29 protein-coding genes and 2 tRNA genes are annotated in these 25,740 nt (G+C 46.6%); 1 reads left to right on the top strand and 30 read right to left on the bottom strand.

Features of this window, described 5'->3' with window-relative positions; genetic code table 11:
* Positions 1–5: 5 nt before the first annotated feature.
* The 29 genes from rplX to WC496_07170 all read right to left on the bottom strand — a co-directional run bounded on the left by rplX (position 6) and on the right by WC496_07170 (position 23,627).
* Entirely contained in the window at positions 6–335 is a 330-nt protein-coding gene (rplX, locus tag WC496_07030) for a 50S ribosomal protein L24 (GenBank protein ID MFA5292773.1), read from the bottom strand.
* Positions 336–725: a 50S ribosomal protein L14 gene (gene rplN, locus WC496_07035; protein MFA5292774.1), complete on the bottom strand. Its 390-nt coding sequence runs from the start codon at positions 723–725 to the stop codon at positions 336–338.
* Positions 726–751: 26 nt separating this feature from the next.
* Positions 752–1,021: a 30S ribosomal protein S17 gene (gene rpsQ / locus WC496_07040; protein MFA5292775.1), complete on the bottom strand. Its 270-nt coding sequence runs from the start codon at positions 1,019–1,021 to the stop codon at positions 752–754.
* 5 nt (positions 1,022–1,026) lie between these two features.
* A complete protein-coding gene (rpmC, locus tag WC496_07045; GenBank protein MFA5292776.1) occupies positions 1,027–1,224 on the bottom strand; it encodes a 50S ribosomal protein L29 in 198 nt (65 codons plus the stop codon).
* A 6-nt stretch (positions 1,225–1,230) separates the two neighbouring features.
* Positions 1,231–1,650, bottom strand: coding sequence for a 50S ribosomal protein L16 (gene rplP / locus WC496_07050; GenBank protein ID MFA5292777.1), 420 nt, complete (start codon positions 1,648–1,650; stop codon positions 1,231–1,233).
* 25 nt (positions 1,651–1,675) lie between these two features.
* Entirely contained in the window at positions 1,676–2,494 is an 819-nt protein-coding gene (gene rpsC, locus WC496_07055; GenBank protein MFA5292778.1) for a 30S ribosomal protein S3, read from the bottom strand.
* A 55-nt stretch (positions 2,495–2,549) separates the two neighbouring features.
* A complete protein-coding gene (rplV, locus tag WC496_07060) occupies positions 2,550–3,098 on the bottom strand; it encodes a 50S ribosomal protein L22 (protein ID MFA5292779.1) in 549 nt (182 codons plus the stop codon).
* A 9-nt stretch (positions 3,099–3,107) separates the two neighbouring features.
* The gene (gene rpsS, locus WC496_07065; protein MFA5292780.1) at positions 3,108–3,386 is read right to left on the bottom strand and encodes a 30S ribosomal protein S19; all 279 of its coding nucleotides are present in this window, start codon (positions 3,384–3,386) and stop codon (positions 3,108–3,110) included.
* 34 nt (positions 3,387–3,420) lie between these two features.
* Positions 3,421–4,272 carry a 50S ribosomal protein L2 gene (rplB, locus tag WC496_07070; GenBank protein ID MFA5292781.1) on the bottom strand — a complete coding sequence of 284 codons (852 nt, stop codon included), beginning with the start codon at positions 4,270–4,272 and terminating at the stop codon, positions 3,421–3,423.
* Positions 4,273–4,295: 23 nt separating this feature from the next.
* Positions 4,296–4,574 (bottom strand): 50S ribosomal protein L23, encoded by a 279-nt coding sequence (gene rplW, locus WC496_07075; protein MFA5292782.1) that lies wholly within the window; start codon positions 4,572–4,574, stop codon positions 4,296–4,298.
* 20 nt (positions 4,575–4,594) lie between these two features.
* Positions 4,595–5,227, bottom strand: a complete 633-nt coding sequence (rplD, locus tag WC496_07080) for a 50S ribosomal protein L4 (protein MFA5292783.1) — start codon at positions 5,225–5,227, stop codon at positions 4,595–4,597.
* Positions 5,228–5,249: 22 nt separating this feature from the next.
* Positions 5,250–5,894 carry a 50S ribosomal protein L3 gene (gene rplC, locus WC496_07085; GenBank protein MFA5292784.1) on the bottom strand — a complete coding sequence of 215 codons (645 nt, stop codon included), beginning with the start codon at positions 5,892–5,894 and terminating at the stop codon, positions 5,250–5,252.
* A gap of 80 nt (positions 5,895–5,974) precedes the next feature.
* Complete coding sequence (gene rpsJ / locus WC496_07090) at positions 5,975–6,289, bottom strand: 30S ribosomal protein S10 (GenBank protein ID MFA5292785.1); 315 nt, start codon at positions 6,287–6,289, stop codon at positions 5,975–5,977.
* A gap of 376 nt (positions 6,290–6,665) precedes the next feature.
* Positions 6,666–8,747 (bottom strand): elongation factor G, encoded by a 2,082-nt coding sequence (gene fusA, locus WC496_07095; protein MFA5292786.1) that lies wholly within the window; start codon positions 8,745–8,747, stop codon positions 6,666–6,668.
* A gap of 118 nt (positions 8,748–8,865) precedes the next feature.
* Positions 8,866–9,339 carry a 30S ribosomal protein S7 gene (gene rpsG / locus WC496_07100; GenBank protein MFA5292787.1) on the bottom strand — a complete coding sequence of 158 codons (474 nt, stop codon included), beginning with the start codon at positions 9,337–9,339 and terminating at the stop codon, positions 8,866–8,868.
* 3 nt (positions 9,340–9,342) lie between these two features.
* On the bottom strand, positions 9,343–9,708 hold the full coding sequence (rpsL, locus tag WC496_07105) for a 30S ribosomal protein S12 (GenBank protein MFA5292788.1): 366 nt from the start codon (positions 9,706–9,708) through the stop codon (positions 9,343–9,345).
* A gap of 161 nt (positions 9,709–9,869) precedes the next feature.
* Positions 9,870–14,141, bottom strand: coding sequence for a DNA-directed RNA polymerase subunit beta' (rpoC, locus tag WC496_07110; protein MFA5292789.1), 4,272 nt, complete (start codon positions 14,139–14,141; stop codon positions 9,870–9,872).
* Between the two features lie 19 nt (positions 14,142–14,160).
* Entirely contained in the window at positions 14,161–17,916 is a 3,756-nt protein-coding gene (gene rpoB, locus WC496_07115) for a DNA-directed RNA polymerase subunit beta (GenBank protein ID MFA5292790.1), read from the bottom strand.
* A gap of 110 nt (positions 17,917–18,026) precedes the next feature.
* Positions 18,027–18,434, bottom strand: a complete 408-nt coding sequence (gene rplL / locus WC496_07120) for a 50S ribosomal protein L7/L12 (protein MFA5292791.1) — start codon at positions 18,432–18,434, stop codon at positions 18,027–18,029.
* A 106-nt stretch (positions 18,435–18,540) separates the two neighbouring features.
* Positions 18,541–19,068 (bottom strand): 50S ribosomal protein L10, encoded by a 528-nt coding sequence (gene rplJ, locus WC496_07125; protein MFA5292792.1) that lies wholly within the window; start codon positions 19,066–19,068, stop codon positions 18,541–18,543.
* Positions 19,069–19,110: 42 nt separating this feature from the next.
* Positions 19,111–19,800, bottom strand: a complete 690-nt coding sequence (rplA, locus tag WC496_07130) for a 50S ribosomal protein L1 (protein MFA5292793.1) — start codon at positions 19,798–19,800, stop codon at positions 19,111–19,113.
* Positions 19,801–19,936: 136 nt separating this feature from the next.
* Positions 19,937–20,362: a 50S ribosomal protein L11 gene (rplK, locus tag WC496_07135; protein ID MFA5292794.1), complete on the bottom strand. Its 426-nt coding sequence runs from the start codon at positions 20,360–20,362 to the stop codon at positions 19,937–19,939.
* A 1-nt stretch (position 20,363) separates the two neighbouring features.
* Positions 20,364–20,912, bottom strand: coding sequence for a transcription termination/antitermination protein NusG (gene nusG, locus WC496_07140; GenBank protein MFA5292795.1), 549 nt, complete (start codon positions 20,910–20,912; stop codon positions 20,364–20,366).
* A gap of 62 nt (positions 20,913–20,974) precedes the next feature.
* Positions 20,975–21,376: a preprotein translocase subunit SecE gene (gene secE, locus WC496_07145; GenBank protein MFA5292796.1), complete on the bottom strand. Its 402-nt coding sequence runs from the start codon at positions 21,374–21,376 to the stop codon at positions 20,975–20,977.
* 124 nt (positions 21,377–21,500) lie between these two features.
* Positions 21,501–21,573: transfer RNA gene (locus tag WC496_07150), tRNA-Trp, on the bottom strand.
* 52 nt (positions 21,574–21,625) lie between these two features.
* On the bottom strand, positions 21,626–21,793 hold the full coding sequence (gene rpmG, locus WC496_07155; GenBank protein MFA5292797.1) for a 50S ribosomal protein L33: 168 nt from the start codon (positions 21,791–21,793) through the stop codon (positions 21,626–21,628).
* Positions 21,794–21,864: 71 nt separating this feature from the next.
* Positions 21,865–23,091, bottom strand: coding sequence for an elongation factor Tu (gene tuf / locus WC496_07160; protein MFA5292798.1), 1,227 nt, complete (start codon positions 23,089–23,091; stop codon positions 21,865–21,867).
* A gap of 128 nt (positions 23,092–23,219) precedes the next feature.
* Positions 23,220–23,292: transfer RNA gene (locus tag WC496_07165), tRNA-Thr, on the bottom strand.
* 5 nt (positions 23,293–23,297) lie between these two features.
* Positions 23,298–23,627, bottom strand: a complete 330-nt coding sequence (locus WC496_07170; protein MFA5292799.1) for a hypothetical protein — start codon at positions 23,625–23,627, stop codon at positions 23,298–23,300.
* A gap of 161 nt (positions 23,628–23,788) precedes the next feature.
* Here WC496_07170 and WC496_07175 point away from each other — a divergent pair, with 161 nt between their 5' ends.
* Entirely contained in the window at positions 23,789–24,691 is a 903-nt protein-coding gene (locus WC496_07175; GenBank protein MFA5292800.1) for an EamA family transporter, read from the top strand.
* A gap of 139 nt (positions 24,692–24,830) precedes the next feature.
* Here the strand turns inward: WC496_07175 and WC496_07180 are convergent, their stop codons facing one another.
* Complete coding sequence (locus WC496_07180; GenBank protein MFA5292801.1) at positions 24,831–25,346, bottom strand: PEP-CTERM sorting domain-containing protein; 516 nt, start codon at positions 25,344–25,346, stop codon at positions 24,831–24,833.
* Positions 25,347–25,740 lie beyond the last annotated feature (394 nt).

Raw genomic sequence — 25,740 nt, forward strand, 5'->3', positions numbered from 1 at the left:
TCCGGTCAAGCCTTTCTCAAAATACCAATTTCAGCGCCATCTACGGCAACTCTTTTTTTAACGCCCTTACTGTCAGTCGTAAACTTCACTCTTGTGCCCTTGGAAGTCTTCGGATTCAGCGGAAGAATATTGCTTATATGCAACGACTGTTCAATCTGAATCCTGCCTCCCTGCGGATATTTTCTCGAAGGCTTTACGTGTTTATAACGCCTGTTAACGCCCTCAACAATAACCCTGCTTTTCGAAGGCATAACACGCATTACTTTGCCGGTCGTTCCCTTATGAGCTCCGGCAACCACTTCCACCATATCGCCTTTTTTAATATGTCTTGCCATTTAGACGACCTCACTGGCGAGAGAAACAATTTTCATAAAATTCTTTTCTCTCAATTCTCTTGCTACGGCGCCGAATATTCTTGTTCCTACCGGATTGCCGTCGGCGTCTATAATCACTGCCGCGTTATTATCGAATTTTACATAACTGCCGTCAGGCCGGCGAATCTGTCTCTTTGTGCGAATTATCACGCATCTGTAAACTTTCTTCCTGTCAAGCTGACAAGTCGGCAGAGACTTTTTTAACGCCACGCAAATAATGTCGCCTATCGACGCGGTACAGCGCGTGAACTTGCCAAGCCGAGAAGCGCTGCGGCCGGGTACCAGAACACACTGTGCCCGTTTGGCGCCGGAATTATCAGCAATATCAATCATTGTTCTCTGTTGAATCAACGCTCTATCCTTTAATACCGAAAAAGTTAAACTTGCTCTTGTGCCTTTTGCACTATCTGTACCAGACGCCAGCTCTTGGTCTTGCTCATCGGCCTGCACTCGGTAACCTCAACCAGATCACCGATACCGGCCAGATTTTTTTCATCATGAACACCAAGCTTGGTACTCTTCCTGATAAACTTTCCATATACAGGATGCTTGACCCTGTATTTCAGTTCAATCCTGATGCTTTTATCGCCGCTGCGGCTGATAACAACTCCGCGAACTGTTCTTCTTTGTTTTCTTTGGCCTTCCATTTACATCAGCCCTTCAACTGGCTCTGTTTCATAATTGTTTTGAACCTGGCGATATCTCGCCTCATATTCTGCAGTAACTGAGTATTCTCGAGCTTTTCTGTTTCAGCCCTTGTGCGGAGATTGAACAGATCCTTTTCGAGCTTTTCCAGCTCGCTCTGTCTTTCGTCCGGTCTCATTTCTCTTATCTCTGATGCCTTCATCATTACACCTTAAACTGAATGCCTTCTGGTAACTAATCTGCACTTAATCGGCATTTTATGTGCCACTCGTGCCAGTGCACGCTTGGCAATATCTTCGGCGATACCGCCGATTTCAAACATTACCGTTCCCGGCTTTACACAGGCAACCCATTGTTCTACTTCCGCTTTGCCTTTTCCCATTCTTGTTTCCAGAGGCTTCTTGGTTATGGATTTGCTCGGGAATATTCTTATATAAACTTTGCCGGACCTGTGCAAAAAGTGAGATGCGGCAACTCTGCCCGCTTCAATCTGCCTTCCGGTTATCCAGCTCAATTCCAGTGCCTGCAGTCCGTATTCGCCAAAAGCAACGTAATTCATTCTCGTCGCTTTGCCTTTCATTCGGCCGCGCTGGCTTTTACGATACTTCACTCTTTTTGGCATAAGTGCCATGTATATTTCCTTACTCTATAGTTTGTTATGCTTCAGTTTTTTTAATCTCTGGTGCCGGGGCAGTTTCTGTTACAGGGGCCGCCGCCTGCGGCTGGCTTGAACCGGCCTGACCGCCTGATGGAGTTCCTGCCTGTCTCGACATCCTTCTCGTTGACCGCGGCCTATGAAGCGTCTTTTTAACGCCTTGGTCCTGTTCTTCGTGGCTGCTGCCGTATTTACCTTTATAAATCCATACCTTAATTCCGATAACTCCGTAAGTCGTTACCGCGCCAACTGAAGCATAATCAACATCTGCGTCAATTGTATGCAGCGGAATACTGCCTTCCATCTGTGTTTCCTTACGGGCCATTTCAGCGCCGCCGAGTCGTCCGGAACAGATAATCTTTACTCCCTTTGCGCCAGCCTGCATCGCAAGCTCGCACTGCTGTTTCATCGCTTTACGGAAAGAGACCCTTTTCTTCATCTGTTCGGCTACTGCTTCGCCGGTCAGTTTCGCATCGAGCGATGGTTCTCTTATTTCCATAACATTGACCGTAACCTGCCTGTCAATCAATTCCTCAAGGTCGTGCCTGAGTTTGTCAACTTCAGCTCCGCGAGGTCCTATCACCATTCCAGGTCTGGCCGTATGAAGCGTAACTTTCACTTCATTTCGAGTTCTTGCTATCTCAACTTTAGACACCGCTGCAAAAGGCGGCTGCTTGTTGAATTTCTTATCGATATAATTACGAATACGCTGATCTTCTACCAGCATCTGGCCATAGTTAGCCTTAGGTGCAAACCAGGTGCTCTGCCACGGCAATCTTATGCCGGTCCTGAAACCTATTGGCTGTACTTTTTGACCCATATATTCCTTTCGTACATTTTTTACGTCAAACGCAGCCGTTTAACGAGTTCTATATCTACTTCTCAGTCACAGCAACATGAATGTGACTGGCCATTTTCCTGATTCGATGAGCCCTGCCTCTGTCCTTGGCTATCCATCTCTTTGTGCCGACTCTCAGGCCTGCTCCGTCAACACGAGCAAGACAAACATAAAGACTCTCGACATCTGCCGAGTTTTCATCTGCATTCGCTACCGCGCTTTTCAGCGCCTTTTCAATCATCGCTGCTGCCCGTTTATGGGTGAACTTGAGCAAATCGAGCGCTTCCTGTGCATTTCTGCCTGAAATCAACTGCGTAACAAGTCCGGCTTTTCGCGGCGAAGTAGGAGCGTATTTTACCGAGCAATGCCATTCGGATATCTTTACAGCTTCGACGCCGAGCGCCTTTGATATGGCTTCCACGTCCGCTGTTCTCGGAATCGGCCTAAGCAATCCTTTGCGCCAATTTTTCAAAGCGCTTATTGCCTTTGCTTTATCCAGTCCGGGCCGTACCATCTTCTCTGCCAGCTCCGCTACGCTTATACCTGTCGATTTAATAATTTTATCAAGCTTTTTTGCGCTTAACATCGCTTCGTCCTATTCTTTGGCTACCGCTTTACTGCCCGAATGTCCCTTGAACGTACGTGTCAATGAAAATTCGCCAAGCTTATGCCCGACCATTTCTTCTGTAATAAAAACCTTATGAAACATCTTGCCGTTATGAACAAGAAAGGTATAACCGACAAATTCCGGAACAACTGTGCTTCGTCGTGACCAGGTTTTGATAGGCTCTTTATTGCCCATCTGAATCTGCTTCACAACCTTCTGCAAAAGCTTCGCATCTACATACGGCCCTTTTTTAAGCGATCGTCCCATTATTGCCTATTGCCTCAAATTCAATTTAATTTACTTATATTACTAATTGTACGCCGCGATTGGTTTTTCTTCTGCGGACAATTCTTCTGTTGCTTGTTTTACGCGGGCTTCGCGTCTTGCCGCCCTTGGCAAGAAGACCTGTCGGAGAACACGGATGTCTTCCGCCGTTGGCTCTGCCTTCGCCGCCGCCCATCGGATGAGCGACTGGGTTCTGGGCTTTGCCGCGAACGTGCGGCCGACGGCCTGTATGACGCCATCTGCCTGCTTTACCAATCTTTATATTCTGATAATCGGGATTGCTCAATGTGCCTATTGTCGCTCGGCACTCAACCCGTAACATTCTCATTTCGCCGCTGGGCAAAATCACTGTGGCCCAGGCGCCTTCTCTGGCCATCAGTCTCGCTGAAAGACCGGCGCCTCTTACGAGTTTGCCGCCCTGGCCCGCTGTCATCTCTATATTATGAATTTCAACTCCGACAGGTATCGAACCGAGTGGCATAGTATTGCCGACCTGTGGTTCAACTACCTGGCCGCTCTCTATCTTCTGGCCGACCATCAACCCCTGCGGAGAAAGAATATATCGTTTTTCACCGTCATCATAAGATACGAGAGAAATAAAACAATTTCTGTTCGGATCATATTCCACCGTCTCTACTGTCGCGGGCATATTGTCTTTGTTGCGCTTGAAATCGATAATTCTGTAAAGCTTTCTTGCGCCGCCGCCACGAAAACGACAGGTTGTTACGCCCTGATTGTTTTTGCCGCCGTATTTCTTTATTCTTACACAGAGACTCTTCTGCGGACGTTCGGCCGTCAGTTCTGCATAATCGTTCACCGACTGATTTCGTCGTCCGTTTGACGTAGGTTTATATATTCTAATGCCCATAATTATTTACCTGCCTGACCCTATCAGAACAAATCTATATGATACTGTTCGTCCAGCACGACAACCGCTTTTTTCCAGTCCGACTTCTGACCCATAAATCTGCCTTTACGGCGTTTCTTGCCTTTGCGGTTGGCAGTGCGAACATCTTTCACTTTTACGCTGTACAGCCGTTCGATGGCAGCCTTTATCTGTGGCTTGTTTGCGCCTACATTCACCTCGAAAGCGTACGCATTTTTTACATTCGCAAAATGTGTACTCTGCTCGGTTACTAACGGCTTCACTACTATTTCATGGTCATCCATTTTACTATCCGCTAAAAGCTTTAGTTGCTCTGCTTATCTTTATCAATCAACGCCAGGAATGCTTCTTTCGTAAAAAGCATTTTCTGTCTGTTGCATATATCGCCGGCGTTAAGGTCCGCCACTTTTATAACTGCTATGCCCGGCAGATTTCTTGCCGACTTATAAATATTCACATCCGGCTGGCCTATCGTCACAAGGCAGCTTCTGTCAATTTTCAGATTCCCCAGTATTTTCACGAAATCCTTTGTTTTCGGCTGTTCGAACTTCAATTCGTCGATAATAACTATATTTCCAACCTGGAGTTTGGAAAGTATCGCCGAATTCATTGCCAGTTTTTTCTGTTTCTTCGGCATATCTTTCCCGAAATCTCTGGCAACCTTGGCGAATATCACACCGCCGCCTCTGCGAACGCCTGTTCTTACAGTACCGGCACGGGCGTTACCTGTGCCTTTTTGGCGGTAAATCTTTCTCGTTGAGCCTTCGATCATACCTCTGCTTTTTGTCGCTGCGGTTCCGACTCGTTTGTTGGCGTGATACATTACAATCGCCTGCTTGAGCAGTGTGTACCTGACACGTCCGCCGAGAATCGCCTCATCAACCTGCAGGCTTTCGATTTCCTGGCCCTTTTTATTATGTATAGAGACTGTAATCATATATATAGCTTAAAAAAAATACCTATTTCTTGCCCTTGCTCTGTTTTACTATTACGTATCCGCCGCAAGGCCCCGGTATGGAACCTTTGACGACAAGTATATTCTTCTCTGCGTCAACGCTTACGAGCGTGAGATTTTTGTTTGTTATTCTGACGTCGCCCATATGCCCGCCCATGCGTTTGCCTTTTGCCGGATGTCCGCCCCAGCCTCTGTTGGCTGTGTGACCTGCGATAGAACCGGGAGCACGATGTTTTCGCTCGGTGCCGTGACTTGCCGGAAAACCGCCGAAGCCGTGCCGCTTCATAACGCCTGCGAATCCCTTGCCCTTGCTTGTGCCGGTAACATCGACATATTTCACTTCCGCAAACGCCTCAACTGTTACAACATCGCCTGCGTTGTATGTAGATGGCGTCTGGCCAAGTCTTGACTCTCTGATAAATCTTTTAGAAACAGTATTGGCCTTTTTCGCGTGACCTTCGGCAGGTTTTTTTATACGGCTGGCTTTGACATCGTCGAAACCCATCTGCACGGCATTATAGCCGTCAGTCTCAACGGTCTTTACCTGCATAACCGTACAGGGTCCTGCCTGTATAACGGTCACAGGCCACATTTTGCCGGCTTCGTTATAAACCTGTGTTATTCCAACTTTTTTTCCAACAAGCATCATAATTTAAAATGACCTCTTTGCTGTCGCTTAAAAAGAAAAACGTAAAGTACACTATGCACTTTACGTTTTCTGTTATCTATTTATGCCTTAATCTTTACAAACACACCGGCCGGCACAACAAGACGATTCAGAGCCTCTACGGTCCTTGCGTTGGCTTCGTAGATGTCTATCAACCGCTTATGTGTGCGCATCTCAAACTGCTCCCGACTTTTCTTGTCTACGTGCGGACTTCGCAGAACTGTATATCTTTCTATCCGCGTCGGAAGCGGTATCGGACCGCTTACACGAGCATTCGTCCTGCGAGCCTGTTCCACTATTTCTTTAGCGGAGGTATCAAGTGCCCGCGGGTCATACGCTTCCATTCTTATTCGAATTCTTTCTGTTTCAACTGCCATATCAGCTCTCTAAAGAAAAGCTTAAAGCAAAATTCCGATTCGTCGGAATTTACAAAACCCATTGCCGCTGGCTCTGCCAGAGGCGAAAACGTAGAAGGATACTCTTGGAAAACTAAAAAATCAACTATATTCCAGATTTTCAGGGCTAAAAATGCGCATTTTTCATAAAAATATGCATTTTTCAGCTATAATTATCCAAAAGGAGATAAACAATATCGTCTGATACTTTTGCGACTAAACCGCTATGGGGCCGTTCAATCGACAGTAGTTTCACTTCTGATATGTTTATCAGCCCAACTCGGAACGCATCCCGATAAAACCGAGACGCTCGCTACGGCTGAGGAATTAAGGTTTATACCAGATATATTTAATAAGGTCAATAGCCTGTTAATATTTTTTCTGAAATTTGTTCAGGAACTTTTTCGTATGTCAGCGGCTCCATCACAAAACTGCCTCGTCCGCTGGTCATACCACGCAATTCGCTCGAATAACCAAACATCTCAGACAGCGGAACTTTCGCATCAATCGTCCTCATCTTACCGTGCATACGGGAGTCCGTTATCATTCCGCGCTTACTTATAATATTGCCCTGTATAGCACCATAATCGGAATCAGGTATTATTACCTCCAGTTTCATAATCGGCTCAAGCAGAATACTTCCGGCTTTTCTGAAGGCCTCACGAACGGCAATAACCGCGGCCTGTTCAAAGGCAAGCTCCGAAGAATCGACGGTATGGAATGAACCGTCTATCAGTGTAACTCTTGCTCCAACAACAGGATAACCCGCAAGCTCGCCGCTGGTAAACGCCTCTTTTACACCGCTTTCAACCGCCGGTATATATTCTCTCGGAATCGAACCACCAATTATTTTGTTTACAAATTCTACCTGTTTTAGATAGTTTCCAGTCTCGTCCAGCAACGGCTCGGCCGTAATAACCACATGACCGTACTGACCGTGTCCGCCTGTCTGACGAACAAATTTACCTTCCTGTTCAACCTTCTTTGTTATCGCCTCTCTGTATGCAACCTTTGGTCTTCCGACCTTAACATTAATTTTCATATCCCTTGTGAGACGATGCTGCAAAATTTCGAGATGCAGTTCGCCCATTCCGCTGATTATTGTCTGTCCAGTTTCAGTATCATATTTACACTGGAACGTTGGGTCTTCCTTTCTCAACGCGGCAAGCCCGATAGAAAGTTTGTCCCTGTCGCCGCCGCTCTGCGGCTCAATCGACATACTTATAACCGCGTCAGGAAATTTAATACTTTCGAGTATTACAGGGCTCTTCGTATCACAGACGGTATCGCCGGTAATAGTATCCTTAAGTCCGACACAGGCCACGATATCGCCCGCCCTGACAGAATCCACAATCTCTCTGCTTCCGGCGTGCATCTTGAAAAGCCGGGTTATGTTTTCCTTGCAGTTGCGATTCGTATTCAAAACCCTTGTGCCGCTCTTTAGCGTGCCCTGATAAATCCTGAGAAAATAAAGGTCGCCATGCTTGTCGTTTATTATTTTAAATGCCAGCGCGACAAAACTTTTGTGCGGGTCGCATTTGAGCTTTATCTTGTGTTCCGCGTCGCCGGGCTTTTGTCCGATTATCTCTGGCCTGTCGAGAGGCGAAGGAAAATATTTACCAATACCGTCAAGAAGTCTTTGCACGCCGATATATTTCAGAGCGGAGCCGCAAAAAACAGGATTAAGCTTTCCTATCAGCGTGCCCTTTCTAATCGCTTTATGTATCAGTTCTTCGTCAATATGCTCGTTGTGAACGTATTTATCCATAAGATGCTCGTCGAATTCGGCAAGATGTTCGAGCATATCGTGACGCCATTTTTCGGCGTTGTCTTTTAAATCGTCCGGTATCGTGCGCTCTTCGAAGCTTGCGCCGAGCTTTTCGGCTTTGTAGTAAACGGCCTTCATAGTAATAAGGTCGATAAGACCCTCGAATATCGATTCGGCCCCGATTGGTATCTGAAGGCAGACCGGATGAGCGGCAAGTTTGTCTCTTATGCTCGTAATGGACATTTCAAAATCGGCGCCGAGCTTGTCCATTTTGTTAATAAAACAAATCGTCGGCAGATTATATTTCTGGCCCTGACGCCAGACAGTTTCGCTCTGTGCCTGAACGCCTTCGGATGCGTCGAAGACGGCAATTGCGCCATCGAGAACACGAAGTGAACGTTCGACTTCAGCGGTGAAATCCACGTGGCCGGGCGTATCTATAAGGTTAAAGACCCAATTCTTCCAGGGACAGGTAGTAGCGGCGCTGGTAATTGTAATGCCGCGCTGCTGTTCTTCTTCGAGGTAATCCATAACGGCTGTACCGTCGTGGACTTCGCCCATTTTGTATGTTCTGCCGGTATAAAATAGAACGCGTTCGGAAAATGTGGTTTTGCCGGCGTCAATGTGCGCCATTACTCCGATGTTACGAATGTTTTTTAGTGACTCTGGCATATATAAATCTTAATTCTTTCTATAAAATACAATTTTAATCCCGAACATCGGGACGGAATGTAAAAATGCCACGGTTAAATGTTCAAATCCAACCGTGGCATTTATTATTTTATGTTTACTACCAGGCGAAATGGGCGAAGGCTTTATTGGCCTCTGCCATTTTGTGGATATTCTCACGAGTTGTCATAGCGCCGCCTTGTTTGTTATAGGCATCAAACAGTTCTGCAGCAAGTTTGTCACTCATGCCTCTTCCTTTTTTGCCGCGAGATGCCGCTAATATCCAGCGAAAAGCAAGCGACTGCTGTCTTTTCGGATTTACAGGCATAGGTACCTGATAGCTCGCACCGCCGACACGTTTTGAACGAACTTCAAGATGAGGTTTAACGTTATTTATCGCCGTTTCGAATATCTCGAGCGGACTGACGTCTTTTATCTTTTTACTGACCGCTTCCATCGCGTCGTAGAATATCTGCTGAGCAACGCTTTTTTTGCCCTGCCACATCATCGAGTTGATGAACTTCGCAGCCAGCTTGCTGTTAAATTTCGCGTCCGGCTTTAACTGTTTGGCCGAAGCTGTAAACTTTTTTGCCATATATTAACCTTTCTTTGCTCCATATTTACTGCGGCTGCGTTTTCTGTTTGCTACGCCTGCCGAATCAAGTGTGCCGCGAACTATATGATAACGTACGCCGGGCAAATCCCTGACCCTGCCGCCTCTGATAAGAACCGTGCTGTGTTCCTGCAGATTATGGTCTATGCCCGGAATATAAGCAGTAACTTCCTTGCCGTTGGTAAGTCTTACACGGGCGATTTTACGCAATGCAGAGTTCGGCTTCTTGGGCGTTTGCGTCCTGACTATCAGGCACACGCCGCGCTTCTGCGGCGATCCGGATATATCAGATACGCGCTTTTTCCCTTTTCCGCCTCTGCCTTGTTTCACTAACTGATTTATTGTTGGCATTATTTACTCCAATTAAGATATCGTTTTCGGTACAGGTAACGGTAAAGTCGCGTTAATAGGTCTCGGTTTCGTTCACGTCACCTGCAACAAAACCAAAAACATGACGTTACCGATACCGATATCTATACCTACAACGTTAATTCCAATATTAAATTTTCAATTTACTCTAATCCTAACGCCGCTCTTGCAGCCGCTTCAGCCTGGGCTTCGGCATCGTGGGTTTCCTTAAGCTCTGCCAGTTCTTTTGGCAGCGGAGCCTTGGCAAGGTGTTTTACCTTCATTTCAAGGTGCGGCCTGAACGCTGTGCCTGCCGGTATCAAATGTCCCAGTATGACGTTTTCCTTCAGACCGAGCAATTCGTCTACTTTACCACCAAGAGCCGCTTCAGTCAAGACTTTGGTCGTTTCCTGGAAGCTGGCTGCCGAAATAAAGCTTTCAGACTGCAAAGAAGCCTTCGTTATACCCATAAGAAGCGTTTTTGCTGTCGCAGGTCTCGGTTTTTTGCCCTTTGCGGGTGATCCGCCGAGTTTTTCAACTTTCTCGTTGGCCTGCTCTATTTGAGCCTTGGTATAAACCTGACCGACTACAAGGTCTGTCTCGCCGGCATCGGCAATCTTCAATCCCTGGGCAAGTTCTTCGTTAGTCTTGCGGAATGTGTGTTTTTGCACAATATCGCCCGGCAGGAAATTGCTGTCGCCGACTGTCTCGATTTCAACTTTCTGCAGCATATGCGAAAGGATAACTTCAATATGCTTATCGTTGATACCTACATTCTGTGAACGATAAACATTTTGAACTTCGGCCAGCAGATATTTCTGCAGGGCTTCTTCACCCTTTATCCTGAGAATATCATGCGGAACAAGAGGACCATCTGTCAGCGGATCGCCGGCCTCTACAATATCGCCGGTATGAACATTCAAATGTCTGTCACGAGGAACATGATGTTCCTTTTCCATCTTTTCGCTGCGGATAATAATGGTCATTTTGCCGCGGCGTTTATCGCTCTTAAGCTCTACACGGCCGCTGATTTCCGCCATTGCTGCCGGTTCTTTCGGTTTGCGTGCCTCGAAAATTTCAGTTACACGCGGCAGACCGCCGGTAATATCCTGCGTACCTGCCTGGCCGCGGGGCTGTCGGGCGAGAAGCTGACCGGCCTGAACCTTCTGGCCTTCGAGAACTTCAATTCTTGCCTTTGCGGGCAGATAATGAACGTCGAGTATCTTGCCGCTTTCGTCTTCTATAATAACCTGCGGATGCTTATCGCCTTTATGCTCTATAACTACAGGTTTGCCTTTTTGGCCCTTGCGCTCTTCTTCGACCTGCATTGTTTCGCCTTCGACAACATCGACAAAACGAATTATGCCGCCGATTTCAGCGAGAATAGGAACTCTGTGCGGGTCCCAGCCGAACAATTTCGCTCTGGCCTTGACCTGTTCGCCGTCTTTTACGTTAATTGTAGCGCCATAAGGCACTTTGAATTTATCGTATTCTCTGCCCTTTTCATCGACCAGCGCCATTTCGCCGTTTCGTTTAAGAGCTATCAATTGTTCTGTGCCGTCTTCCATCTTTATAGGAACGACGTTAAGGTCGCGATACTGGATAACGCCGTCTCTCGGCGACTTCTGGTCGCTTTCGAGAATCGCACGAGATGCGATACCGCCGGTATGGAACGTACGCATTGTAAGCTGTGTGCCGGGCTCGCCGATTGACTGGGCCGCGATTATACCGACAGCCATACCTTCTTCGACAAGTCTGGAAGTTCCCAAATCCCAGCCGTAGCACTTTGCACAAACGCCCAGAGCGCTGTCGCACGTCAGTGAGCTTCTTATACGAATCGACTCAAGACCGAGCGATTCGATTTTTTCAGCCGCCTGATGTGTTATAACTTCATTTTCACGGACAATCATTTCATCCGTTATCGGGTTACGTATATTATCGCGTGCGGTTCTGCCGATAATCAGCTCTCTCAATGGCACTTCAACCTGCTCGCCTTTATACAGCGTGGTCTTTGTTATGCCCTGGAGTGTGCCGCAATCGATTTCATTTACAATTACGTTCTGCGCGACATCGGCAAGTTTCCTTGTCAGGTAACCTGAATCTGCCGTCTTTAATGCCGTATCTGCAAGACCTTTTCTTGCTCCGTGTGTTGAACTGAAATATTCGAGAACGTTAAGACCTTCACGGAAGTTGGACTTAATTGGTGTTTCGATAATTTCGCCGCTCGGCTTTGCCATAAGGGCTCGCATACCTGCAAGCTGCTGTATTTGGTCGACGCTGCCTCTTGCACCGGAATCGCTCATCAGGAATATCGGGTTCAAATACGGTTTGCCTTTGCGAACGTCGTTTTTCAAACCCTGCATCATCGCGCCGGTTACGGCTACACGGGCATGTGTCCAGGCATCGATTACCTGGTTGTATCTTTCACCTTCGGTAAGAACGCCTTCATTGTAGTTTTTATGAATTCGGTCAATTATCTTCTGTGTACGGTCGATAATATCCTGCTTCTCAGGCGGTACTCTCAAATCCATAACACCGAAGCTCAATCCCGCCAGCGTCGAATACTTAAAGCCGAGTTCCTTCAAATCATCCAGAAGGTCGAGGCTCTTCCTGCCGTCAGCCATCGCGAAGCAATCATGAATTACAAGTTTGAGTGTTTTCTGCGTCATCAGAATATTATAGAACGGCAGTTCCTTCGGCAGTACTTCATTGAAAATGCATCTGCCCGGCGTGGTCGTAATTACTCCTGTACTTTTACTGGTACCGGTATCTGCAACAACCCTTCTGCCTTTTGCAATCCTTACTTTAACTCTTGCGTGAATGCTCGCCTTGCCAAGTTCGTATGCCGTTATCGCTTCGAACGGAGAACCGAAAAGCATGCCTTCGCCTTTTTCGTCACTTTTTTCAGCGGTGATATAATAATTACCAAGCACGATATCCTGTGAAGGTCCGACCATTGGCGCGCCGTTTGCCGGTGAGAAAACGTTATTGGTTGCCATTATCAGCGTATGCGTCTCAACCTGCGCTTCTATACTTAACGGCAGATGTACTGCCATCTGGTCGCCGTCGAAGTCGGCGTTGAAACCTTTGCACACCAGCGGATGAAGCATTATGGCGTTGCCTTCGACCAGTACCGGTTCGAAAGCCTGGATGCCCATTCTATGCAGTGTAGGTGCACGGTTGAGCATAACAGGATGCTGATGAATAACCTTTTCGAGAATATCCCATACCTGCTCGTCACGTCTTTCGAGCATTCGTTTTGCGCTTTTTATAGTATCGGCGAAACCCCTGTCTTTCAGCTCGCGAATAATAAACGGTTGAAAAAGTTCAAGGGCGATTTTCTTCGGCAGACCGCACTGATGCAGTTTAAGATGAGGCCCGACGACGATAACTGAACGTGCCGAGTAATCGACTCTTTTGCCGAGCAGATTTTCACGGAACCTGCCCTGCTTGCCTTTTATCATATCCGTCAGACTCTTCAGCGGTCTGTTGTTGCTGCCGAGTACTGGTCTTCTGCATCTGCCGTTATCGAACAGCGCGTCAACTGCCTGCTGAAGCATTCTTTTTTCGTTGCGGATAATAACTTCAGGAGCGTTAAGGTCCATCAGTTTTTTAAGTCTGTTATTTCTATTGATAATTCTTCTGTAAAGGTCGTTAAGGTCGCTTGTCGCGAAGTTGCCGCTTTCAAGCATAACCAGCGGCCGCAAATCAGGCGGTATGACCGGCACTACATCCAGCACCATCCATTCCGGCTTGTTCGGACTGCCCTTGACGGCGTTTACTGTTTTCAGCCGTTTCGTGAGGTCCTTTATTTTCTGTTTGCTGTTGGTCTTGCTCATACCGGCTTTGAGGTCACCGCCCAACTGCTCAAGATTCAGATTTACCAAAAGCTCTCTTACGGCTTCTGCACCCATTGTCGCCTTGAAGGAATTGCCGTACTTGGCCAGGGCTTCACGATATTCTTCTTCGTTCAGAAGCTGCCTGAACTTCAGCGGGCTTTGCCCCGGGTCAGTAACCAGATAGTCCTGGAAATATACAACCTTCTCAAGGTCAACCGTCTTCATCGCCAGAAGCGAACCGAGTCTTGACGGCATCGCTTTGAAGAACCATATATGCACTACAGGCGCAGCGAGATTGATATGTCCCATACGTTTTCGGCGAACCCTGCTGTGCGTCACTTTCACGCCGCATCGGTCACAGATAATGCCTTTGAACTTTGTGCCTTTGTACTTTCCGCATGAGCATTCCCAGTCCCGTTCCGGGCCAAAAATTCTCTCGCAGAAAAGTCCGTCCTTTTCCGGCCGATAAGTTCGATAATTGATAGTCTCCGGTTTGCGAACTTCGCCAAACGACCAGCTCCGGATATCATTGGGACTGGCAAGACTTATTCTTACCGAACCATAATCGTTTATTTTGTCATAAATACTTTCAGCCATTTAAGCTTACTCCTGATTTTTAAAGGCGTTTTGTGCCTACTTGTTTCTTTTCAAGCTGAATGTTCAAGCCAAGGCCGCGAATTTCACTGCACAGCACATCGAATGATATAGGAGTGCCGGCCTCGAGCGTATTTTTACCTTTGACCATAGATTCATAAATTTTCGTTCTGCCTTCGATATCGTCGCTCTTGACCGTAAGCAGTTCCTGCAGCGTATAAGCTGCGCCATAAGCCTCAAGAGCCCAGACTTCCATTTCGCCGAATCTCTGGCCGCCGGTTCTGGCTTTGCCACCAAGCGGCTGCTGCGTAATTAAACTGTACGGACCTGTCGAACGTGCGTGAATCTTATCATCAACAAGATGATGAAGTTTCATCATATATATATATCCGACCGTTACCGTCTGCTCGAAAGGCTCGCCTGTTCTGCCATCGTAAAGTCTGACTTTCATATCATCGCCTATCTGAGCGAAAATTTCATCGGCAGGCGGTGCTTTCTTACTTTCCTTCAGGTCCTTGCCTCGTTTAAGCACATGTTCATTGGACTCAGCCAAAAGTGTTCTGATTTCTTCTTCGCCGGCACCTGAAAAAACTGGTGTTACCCCATCGAAGCCCAGTACTTTTGCCGTCCAGCCCAAATGCGTTTCAAGAATCTGGCCGACGTTCATTCTGCTCGGCACACCAAGCGGATTAAGACATATATCGATAGGAGTGCCGTCTTCAAGGAAAGGCATATCTTCCTCAGGCATAATCCTTGCGATAACGCCCTTGTTTCCGTGTCTGCCGGCCATTTTATCGCCGATGCTCAGCGTTCTCTTGGTAGCGACATAAATCTTCACCATCTCAAGCACACCGCTCGGCAATTCATCGCCGTGCTTCATCCGTTCAAGTTTCGCTTTTGCGTCATCGGCAAGTTCGGCAATCTTCGGCATATATTTATCGATGAACGGCTGAACCTGCGGCCGAATGCTGGCGGGCTTGACCCATGAAATATCAAAATTCTGAATCTGCTCGTTAATAACTTCCATATCTTCGCTTGCACCGACTTTTTGCCGTGTCGTCGGGTCAACCATATTAACTTCGTCAACTTTGGCGGTAATCTCAGCAATCATCTGCTTAAAAACCGTACTCTGACGATGTTTCATTTCTACATCGTATTCCTTCATTTTCTGCTTATGTAGCTTTTTCAGGTCTTCACTGCCGGCGCCCTTGCGGGTAAAGCGGCTTGTCTTGATAACAATGCCGTTATATCCGCTCGGAATTTCAAGCGAATCGTTTTTAACGTCTTCGCCTGCCCTGCCGAAAATAGCATGAAGCAGCTTTTCTTCCGGCGTCAGTTCTGTTTTGCTCTTTGGCGAAACCTTGCCTACGAGAATATCGCCCGCATCGACACGTGTACCTTCGCGTACTATGCCGCTTTCATCGAGATTTCTCAGTGCTTTTTCGCCGACGTTGGGTATATCACGGGTAAATTCCTCACGTCCGAGTTTCGTTTCGCGAACTTCAACACTGAATTCGTCAATATGTATGCTCGTAAATACGTCTTCCTTTACGAGTTTTTCGCTTATTAAAATCGCATCCTCGAAGTTGAATCCGTCGAACGTCATAAATGCCGCAAGCACATTCTTGCCCAGTGCCAGCATGCCTTGTCCGGTTCCGCCGCCGTCTGCGATTATTTCGTTTTTCTTGACCTTCTGGCCCAGAGAAACTATCGGAACCTGGTTAAGACACGTTCTTTCGTTAAGCCCGACAAATTTCTCAAGCTCATAAATATCCGTATCGTTAATAACTACCTTTTTCGCGTCAACAGCAGTTACAGCCCCGGCGCTGCGAGACCGCACTACCATGCTCGAATTCTGCGCAACGTGCTCTTCCATACCTGTCATAACCAGAGGCGGCTCCGTCTTTAACAGCGGAACGGCCTGACGCATCATGTTCGAGCCCATCAATGCTCTGTTGGCGTCGTCATGTTCGAGGAACGGTATCAATGCGGCAGATACTCCGACGATCTGCTTGCTGGATATATCGACATAATCAACTTCTTTGCTGTCAACCTGTGAAAGCTCGCCTTTTCGCCTTGCAAGCACAACTCCTTCATTCAGTTTGTCAGCGCCCTTCTGCACCGCGCCCGGCGGAGCAAAGGTTACTTCCATTTCCTCATCGGCCCTGAGATAAACGACTTCGCCGGTAAGTTTCCCTTTTTCCGCTTTTCGATACGGCGTCAAAAGAAATCCGTATTCGTCAATCTTCGAGAAAATCGCCAGTGACGCAATCAATCCGATGTTTGTGCCTTCCGGCGTTTCAATCGGACATATTCTGCCGTAATGGCTTATATGAACGTCACGAACTTCGAAACCGGCGCGTTTGCGGTTAAGGCCGCCCGGGCCCAATGCCGACAGTCTTCGTTCGTGCGTAAGCTGACTTAGAGAATTTGTCTGGTCGACGACCTGGCTCAATTCGCCCCTGCCGAAAAAGTATTCGATACTGCTCGAAACACTCTTGGAGTTAACAAGGTCGGCAATCCGTTCTATCGTGTTCGGGTCTTTCATACTCATTCGCTCTTGTACTGTTCTGCGAAGTTTCAAAAGACCTTTGCGTATTTCATCCGCTGCAAGCTCGTCTATCGTCCGAAGCCTTCTGTTGCCAAGATGGTCGATATCATCGATAACACCAAGACTGTTCCGAAGGCCGAAAATATAACGCATCGTATTGATAAAATCTTCAGGCCGAAGCGTCATTTCGTTTTCGTCGACATTCTGGTTGAACTTGCGGTTAAGTCTGAATCTGCCTACTCTGCCGAGCCGATAACGGTCGCAGTCGTAGAATTTTTCGTTAAACAGCGTTTTCGCTTTTTCTACATTCGGCGGATTTCCCGGACGCAGTCTCGAATAAAGCTTCAGCAGCGCCTCATCGTGACTTTCGCAGTCATCTTCCGCCAGTGTATTCAGTACCAACGGGTCGGCCAACTTGGCTATTACTTCCAGTTTCTTTATCGAGCTTCTCTCGATTTGTCCTATTCTGTCGCCAATCTGTGTGCCCGCTTCGACGATAATTTCGCCGGACTCGGTATCTACTACAGGCCCTACCGACCACATCAGCGGGTCGAGTTTGTCCACGGAAACCATCTTTGTCTCATGGAACAGGCGTATAATGGACTCAATCGTGCCATACTGCTCGCTCATTGCACGCAGAAACAGCGTCGCCGGAATCTTGCTCGACTGGTCTATCCGGACAATCAATACGTCTTTTCGTGTAACGGAAATTTCTATCCAGCTTCCGCGCTCAGGTATAATCCTGCCGCCGTGCAGAACTCTGTCGCCCTCTTTGCTTTCGATAAGAAAATCGACGCCCGGAGAACGGTGGAGCTGATTTACAATGACTCTTTCGGCACCATTGATGATAAACTCGCCGCCGCCAATCATTACAGGTATTTCCGCCAGGTAAACAACCTGCTCGGGAATATCATTGGCATCTTTGCGCTTCATCCGGCAGCGTATCTTCAGCGGATAACCATAAGTAAGCCGCAATTCCCTGCACTCGTTGGGCGTATAGCGTGGCTTATCCATCTCATAACCCAAAAACTCCAGGCTCATCGTCTTGTCATAGCTCTCTATCGGAAAAATTTCCTGAAAAAGAGCTTCCAGGCCGTTACGCTTCCTTTTGGAAAGTGCAGTATCTGCCTGAAGAAATCTTTCATAACTCGATCGCTGAACCTCGATAAGATTCGGAATATCCATCGCATCCGAACTCATACCGAAATTGCGAATTGTCTTGCCCATTACAGACTCCCGTAAAGTAATTTAAGATTGAATATTGAAGTTTGAAGATTTAACAGGTCCCGTCCGAGACGTATCCGTAAATCTTCATTCTTCATTCTTAAATTTTCAATTTATTTAATTTCGACAACAGCACCGGCTGATTCGAGCTGCTTTCTTGCAGCCTCTGCTTCGTCCTTGCTGAGACCTTCTTTAACCGGCTTCGGGGCACCCTCGACAAGGTCCTTTGCCTCTTTAAGGCCAAGTCCTGTAAGTGCGCGTACTTCCTTGATAACCTGGATTTTCTTGTCGCCTGCCGCTTTGAGGATAACGTCGAAGGCTGTTTTTTCTTCTACCGCTGCTGCCTCGCCGCCGCCTGCCGGACCTGCCATCATAACCGCGCCGCCTGCTGCCGGCTCTATCCCGTAAACTTCTTTCAGGTAATCGCCCAGTTCTTTTGCCTGCATCAGTGTCAACTTGACAATCGCGTCACCGAGCTGTTTGATTTCAGGACTAAACTCTTTTGTTGTTTCATCTGCCATTTTAATTACTCCAGTAAATTTTTTCGCTTTCCGGTAGCCGGAACTACGCTGTCCCGTTTAACCCTTTCGAGGCAACCGTAAAAGCTGGTTTCATTTCAATTATAAATTATGCCGCTTGTTTCTCTTCCTTTTCGGCAATAGTCTTTATGCAGCCCGCGATAATTCCCGCAGGTGAACCAATCGCTGACGCAAGTCTCCTGCCGGGAGAGTTGGCAAGCATAATAATCTCTCCCTGAAGCTCGACCCTGTTTTTCATCTTCGCAAGACCCTTTGCGCCGTCGGCATTTAAAGCTGTGCCTTCAACATATGCACTCTTGAACTGTATCGAGACCTTCTTGGAAATCGACTCGATTTCCTTTGCCAAATCTACTATGCTGTCCCCGCCGTAAGCGACTGTACATGAACCCGTTGTAAACAGGTCCATCGCCGCGGTTTGCTCGAGCATTTTCATAGCCTGACGCATTACCGCGTTTCTGACCATTGTAAGTTTTATACCCTTGTCGCGGAGCTTACCTCGTAATTCATTATTGGTAATCCCGTCAACGCCGGTAATATCGAGAACCAGAAATTCATTTACGCCTGTAAATTTACCCTGAAGCTCGTCCGTTAGAAGTTGTTTTACGCTTTTACCCATATTTGCACCTGTAAAAAACTCGCCCGTCTAAGACGGGTTAGATTAAAATTCGGAAATATCTACCATTACGCCGGGACTCATCGTCGCACAAATGGATATCTTCTTGATATAAGTCCCTTTGGCCGATGAAGGTTTCAGCTTTTTCATTACTTCCATAAATGCACGAATATTATCAACCAGTTTTCCATCATCAAAACTGTGTCTGCCGACAACTGTATGAACGTTGCCGCCGGTATCGTTCTTGAATTCTGTTTTACCGGCCACGAATTCCTTCACGGCCGTAACAACATCCAGCGTAACCGTACCATTCTTGGGAGAAGGCATTTTACCCTGTGGGCCCAGCACTTTGCCGAGCTTGCCGGCTTTGCCCATTACCTTGGGCGAAGCTATTGCCACATCGAAATCCATCCACCCGCCGGTAATCTTCTTGATAAGTTCATCGCAGCCTGCTTCGATGGCACCGGCTTGTTTGACTGCTTCGATATCGGAGTCTTCGCAGAACGCTACTACCTTCTTGCTCTTTCCAATACCGTGAGGAAGCGAAATAGCCCCGCGAATAAGCTGGTCTGCCTGTTTGGAGTCTACTCCCAGATGCACTACACATTCGATGCTCTGGTCGAACTTGGTCGGATTAAAGGATTTAACCTTCTTAATCGCCTCGGCCAGACTGAGCGGTGTTTGGGGCAAATCCTTTGCCGCCGCTTTGTACCGTTTACTTCTTCTTATTTTCATTTTTTATTCTCCGCGAAAAAAAGTTTTAAAACCTTTCGCTCCCACTGTCAGCCGTGGTAAGCTTTACGAAATTTAAAATTCGCCCTAATTATCCGCAACTCAACAGAGCCGCGAATGTAAATGAGCGGTTTTCTTTTTATTTCTCTATCTCAATGCCCATGCTTCTTGCCGTGCCTTCGATAATTTTGCATGCACGGTCTACATCAAAGGCGTTAAGATCCTTCATTTTTCTTTCGGCGATTTTTTTAACCTGTTCTTTGGTCACCTTGCCAATTTTTTCCTTGTTCGGCGTGCCGCTTCCCTTGGCTACCTGGGCTTCCTGCTTAAGCAGTACTGCCGCAGGTGGGCTTTTCACGATGAATTCGAATGTCCTGTCGGCATAAACTGTTATTTCCACTGGAACCGTCAGGCCGTCAAGGTCTTTTGTTCTTTCATTGAACTGCTGAACAAACTGACCGATGTTAACGCCATGCTGGCCCAGAGCGGGTCCTATTGGCGGTGCTGGTGTTGCCTTGCCGCCGGACGCTTGTAATTTTATCTTGCCTGTTATTTGTTTTGCCATCTTATACCTTTTCTATTTGCCAATATTCTATATCCAGCGGTGTGCTTCTGCCGAATATCGTAACTATTACTCTCACGACCCCACGTTCGGAATCGATTGAATCGACGGCGCCTTCGAAATTTTCGAATGCTCCTTCGCGTATTTTAACGACATCGCCCTTAACAAAATCAACTTTGATATTCGCTGTAGACTGTTCGCCGACTTTTTCAACTTCGCTCAATATTTTGGCGACATCCATATCGCTCATCGGAACAGGCAAACCTTCGGTGCCGACAAAATCGCCTACCCCGACCGTCTCTTTTATCAGGAACCAGGCTTTTTCGCTTATCTTGCCGTCTTCTCCGGGCTCAATCTCCATAAAGACATAACCGGGATAGAGTTTACGCTTATGTACTTTTTGTTTTCCGCTGCGAATACGCTTGACCTGTTCGACAGGCACAACGACTCTGCCGATAACGCTTTCAAGGCCTTCCAGCGTAACCTTACGCACAAGCGTATCTTTAACCTGCTCCTCCCTGTTGGAGGCTACTCTTAATACATACCATCGCATAAAATATCACTTATCCCGAACCCCGATAAATCGGCGTCCTCCCCCTTAGGGGTAAAAAGATTCTAAATCCCTATAACGTTCGTGAAAAACAAATCAAAACAGAAATCTGCCAAACCGAGCATTACTGTCATTATTACCACAACGACAATTACTACGAATGTCGACACTGTAATTTCACGTTTTGAGCTAAAGCTTACCTTTTTGAGTTCGCCTTCGGATGCTATCAAAAAGTCCGCAACTGCCGGCCGGTTCACCAGCCAGTAAAGAAACGCTGCGGTTATTGCAAAAACTCCCAGTGGTACTGTAGCGCTTATCCACACTCCCATTGTCTGGGTCGCATCCAGTGATGCCTGAAGTTTATCATAAAGTCTCCAGCATCCGATAGCCGCCAAAACCGCTACTGCCACCGCACTGTAGAGTCGGGTATCTTTGCCCTGACCCCATTTATATTTTTCTATCAGCATCAAAACCCTCAAATTTTAAACAGATAAATCCGCTATCGTTTATCGTATTCTTCAACTTTCCAGTCTCGTTATTTCCCCGCCATATCTTAATTATCTTTCCTCAGCCCCGCCGGCTTTAAGAAAGCAGGCCAGGGAGGAATCGAACCCCCAACCTTCGGTTTTGGAGACCGACGCTCTGCCAATTGAGCTACTGGCCTATTATATATTTCCCAAGCGTCTCTCGTCGCTTCACTACAAATTAGACAGCGGCTATTTACGTCTTAACTTGTGAACCGTCCGCTTCCGCTCGTTCTTGCAGAATTTCTTCAATTCAAGCTTCGGAGTTCCCTGCGCAACATTAATTTGAGTACGGTAATTCCTGCTTCCGCACTCTTTACACTCAAGCCAGACATCTTCTCTTTTTTTCGCTTTGGCCATTTTTGCCCTGTCTAAACATTTATTAAACGGCAGTTCCGATGTGTCGGAACTGCCATTTTATTTCAAAATAGTTACTTAATAACCTTAATAACAACGCCAGCACCAACAGTTCTGCCGCCTTCACGGATAGCAAACCTGAGTCCGTCTTCCATAGCGATAGGAGAAATAATCTCAACTTCCATCGCAATGTTGTCGCCGGGCATACACATCTCAGCAGGTTTGCCTTCACGGCTCTTAATCGCTTTGACGCTGCCGGTAACATCAGTGGTTCTAAAATAGAACTGGGGCTTGTATCCCGGGAAGAAAGGTGAATGACGTCCGCCTTCCTCTTTAGTCAAAACGTACACTTCCGCATCAAAATGAGTGTGAGGAGTAATCGAACCCGGAGCTGCAACAACCTGGCCGCGTTCAAGCTCATTCTTCTCAACACCTCTCATAAGCAAACCAACGTTATCGCCGGCCTGTCCCTGGTCAAGTGTCTTGTTAAACATCTCAACGCCAGTAACGACAGTCTTTCGTGTTTCCTTATTCAAACCGATGATGGCGATTTCTTCGCCAACCTTTACGATTCCGCGTTCGATACGGCCGGTACCTACTGTACCACGACCCTTAATACTGAACACATCTTCAATGGGCATAAGGAAAGGCTTGTCAACTTCACGTACCGGAATTGGAATGTATTCGTCCATCGCCTTGAGCAGTGCAACAATCGGTGCACAGGCAGGGTCATCAATCTTTGTAGCATTCATAGCGACATTGGCAGAGCCTCTGATAATCGGTGTTTCATCGCCCGGGAACTCATATTTGTTGAGCAAGTCTCTGACTTCCATTTCGACGAGTTCGAGAAGTTCCGGGTCATCAACAAGGTCAACCTTATTAAGGAAGACGACGACTTTAGGCACGTTTACCTGACGAGCGAGCAGGATGTGCTCGCGAGTCTGAGGCATTGGGCCGTCATAAGCACTTACAACAAGGATGGCACCGTCCATCTGAGCGGCACCGGTAATCATGTTCTTTACATAGTCAGCGTGTCCGGGACAGTCAACGTGAGCATAATGACGATTTTCCGTCTCATACTCAACGTGAGCAGTGGAGATAGTAAGAATCTTTGTCGGGTCACGTCTGCCCTGAGACTCTGACGCCTTGGCAATGTCGTCATAAGATTTGAATTTGCTCAAGCCCTTGAGCTCCATAACTTTTGTCATCGCAGCGGTAAGAGTAGTCTTACCATGGTCAACGTGTCCGATTGTTCCAACGTTAACGTGCGGTTTTTTCCTTTCAAATACTGCCTTAGCCATATTGTACTAACCTCCAACTTGTCTTTAAGTCTTTATAATAGTTGAAAAATACTCTTATCGTTTTATATTTTAAGCCTTCATCGGCTTTTAACAACTAAGCCTGCCGATACAAGCCCTGTTTTCAAATCAGCTGCTGATGGGATTTGAACCCGTGACCTCGTCCTTACCAAGGACGCGCTCTACCGACTGAGCTACAGCAGCGGATGCTACACACCAGCAAACTCAACGAAACCTTGTTTATACGTTTTCAGCCGAAACAATTTCCAGCCGAAACAGATAAAAAACCATTCCGCTGTTTTTCTCAACTGCACATTAACACTGTTATCAGTGCTGAAACGATTGTATCTAACATCCCTTAGCAAAAAATGCAAAGGGATTCCCTGCAACACTTTCTTCAAAAACGAATAGGCAAGTATAAGCATGCCGTCAGAAATTGCAATTAAGAAACTAAAAAAAATATTTTTTTTAAAATTATTATAAATAGACAATATAGATAAACTACATATATTTATCCTTATTTGCACTAAATCAGCCATTTCTTGCAAATACCCTGCAACATTAAAGACATAAAAGATTCATTACTTCACAAATTGCTTCTTGATTATCTCGTCTTCGTACTATATAATATAAGGTTTTAGTATTTACCCGGACAGTTATCATAAAAATGCATTTGGTTTTTCGGAATCGATAAAAATATATGTGGCTATATCTTGGTGTTTTCTCAGCCTTGTTTCTCGGGCTGTACGACATAAGCAAAAAACATTCGCTTCAAAAAAACGCCGTTCTGCCGGTTCTGTTTTATTCTTCGATTTGCGCGACGGGGCTAACCGTGCTGGCGATTGTCCTGTCCAGACTATCGCCTGAATATATGACACGGATAGGTTTGTATATTCCATCGGCATCGCTGAAAGACCATTTGTATCTTTTTATCAAATCCGCGATTGCCTTTAGTGCCTGGATGTTTAGTTTTTCGGCGTTAAAACATCTTCCGATATCGATTGCCACGCCGATAGGCACTTCAGGACCTTTATGGACACTGCTCGGCGCGATGCTCATATTCCACGAACATCCCACCATGATGCAGTTTATAGGGCTGGGGACAATGCTCGCTTCGTATTATCTGTTTTCCGTAATAGGCAGTAAAGAAGGCATCCGGTTTTCGAGAGATAAATGGGTCTGGTTCATTGTCTTGGCGACTTTAATTGGAACCTGCAGCGCACTCTACGATAAATACTTAATTCAAACTCGCGGCTTTTCGCCTTTGCTGGTACAGGCATGGTTCTTTATATATCTGGTCGTGCTGCTGGCGCCGGCAGTATTCATATCAAAACTTCGACAGGGAAAAAATTATGCCCCGTTTGTCTGGCGATGGAGTGTTCCGCTAATCGGTTTTTTCCTTATAGGAGCCGACTTCGTATATTTTAAGGCACTGACCTATCAAGGCTCATTAGTTGCGATACTATCTACACTTAGATGCAGTTGTATAGTGGTTTCATTTTTGGGCGGTGTGCTGCTGTTTAAAGATCTTCGGCCCGGCTACAAAGCATTCGCCTTAAGCGGGGTTTTGGCCGGCGTTTTTATGATATTAAGCTCGAGATGAAACCTTCACCACGAAGGACACGAAGTGTTATAATACTTTTTTATCATATAAATTTTTCTTCGTGGTTCTTCAAATCTTCGTGGCGAAGAAACAAAAAAGGCCGGAATTACAACCGGCCTTTAGTTAAATTGATTGTTTTTTAATGTTTTCGTCTCAATACCAAACCGCCGAGAGAAAGTAAAATTAAAGTTGCCGGTTCGGGTATTTGGTGGATGGTGAGCGTATCAACCATATCAAAAGCATCGTCGTAGAGATTGATAAAGACATCGCCGGGGGCATCACAGCGAAATTCTACTTCACCATAAAGGCCTGGGCCGCCTAGATCATAAAAACCTGGCAGTGTGTAATCCTCAAACCATGCGTCCATAGCAGGGTCAACAGTGGTGCCATAGTAAGTCCAGCCTGCAACACCCGGTGCGGCAGGAGGAACGTAAACCTTAGAGGCCCCCGTCCAACTGCCTAATGGTGTGGTGTCCATAATAACATAAGCGGCAAAAGCTGCATAATGAACATAATTAGGCGGAATATCTGCGTATGTACCAATCCAGACAGTTTCGCCCGGTGTTAAAGTTATTTCTGAGCCGACCTCCTGACCATCGACTACCAGCGATAGAGTAGCGTTTGCTGCGGATGATAAAGCTAACAGGCATATCAAAATCAGTAACCTCTTTATCTTATTTTCCTCCTAAAAAATCTCCTTTTCTCTAATAAACATGATACCTGATTTATCGTGATTGTCAAGAGGAATTAGGGTGTAGGGTATAAGGTTTAGGGGAAAAAATCTGCGAAAATCCGTGAAATCAGCGGTTAATTTTCCATCTTTTTTGCTGAACAGCGATTTATGCGCGATGAGAAAATCGTAAAATGGCTGCGGGCCGCTAAGGGATTATGGCGAGGCAGGCTAAGATACAAAACTATTAATCACAGATAAGCTATGAAACCGGAGCCTCCAAGCTCGGTTATAATACGGGATCGTTATTCAACGTCCCAAAAATTTAACGCGTTCCCGCTTGTTGCGGCTCGCAATAACCTTTTTGCAATGGAGGCTC

This window comes from Phycisphaerae bacterium (assembly GCA_041652575.1).
GTDB lineage: Bacteria > Planctomycetota > Phycisphaerae > Sedimentisphaerales > UBA12454 > UBA12454.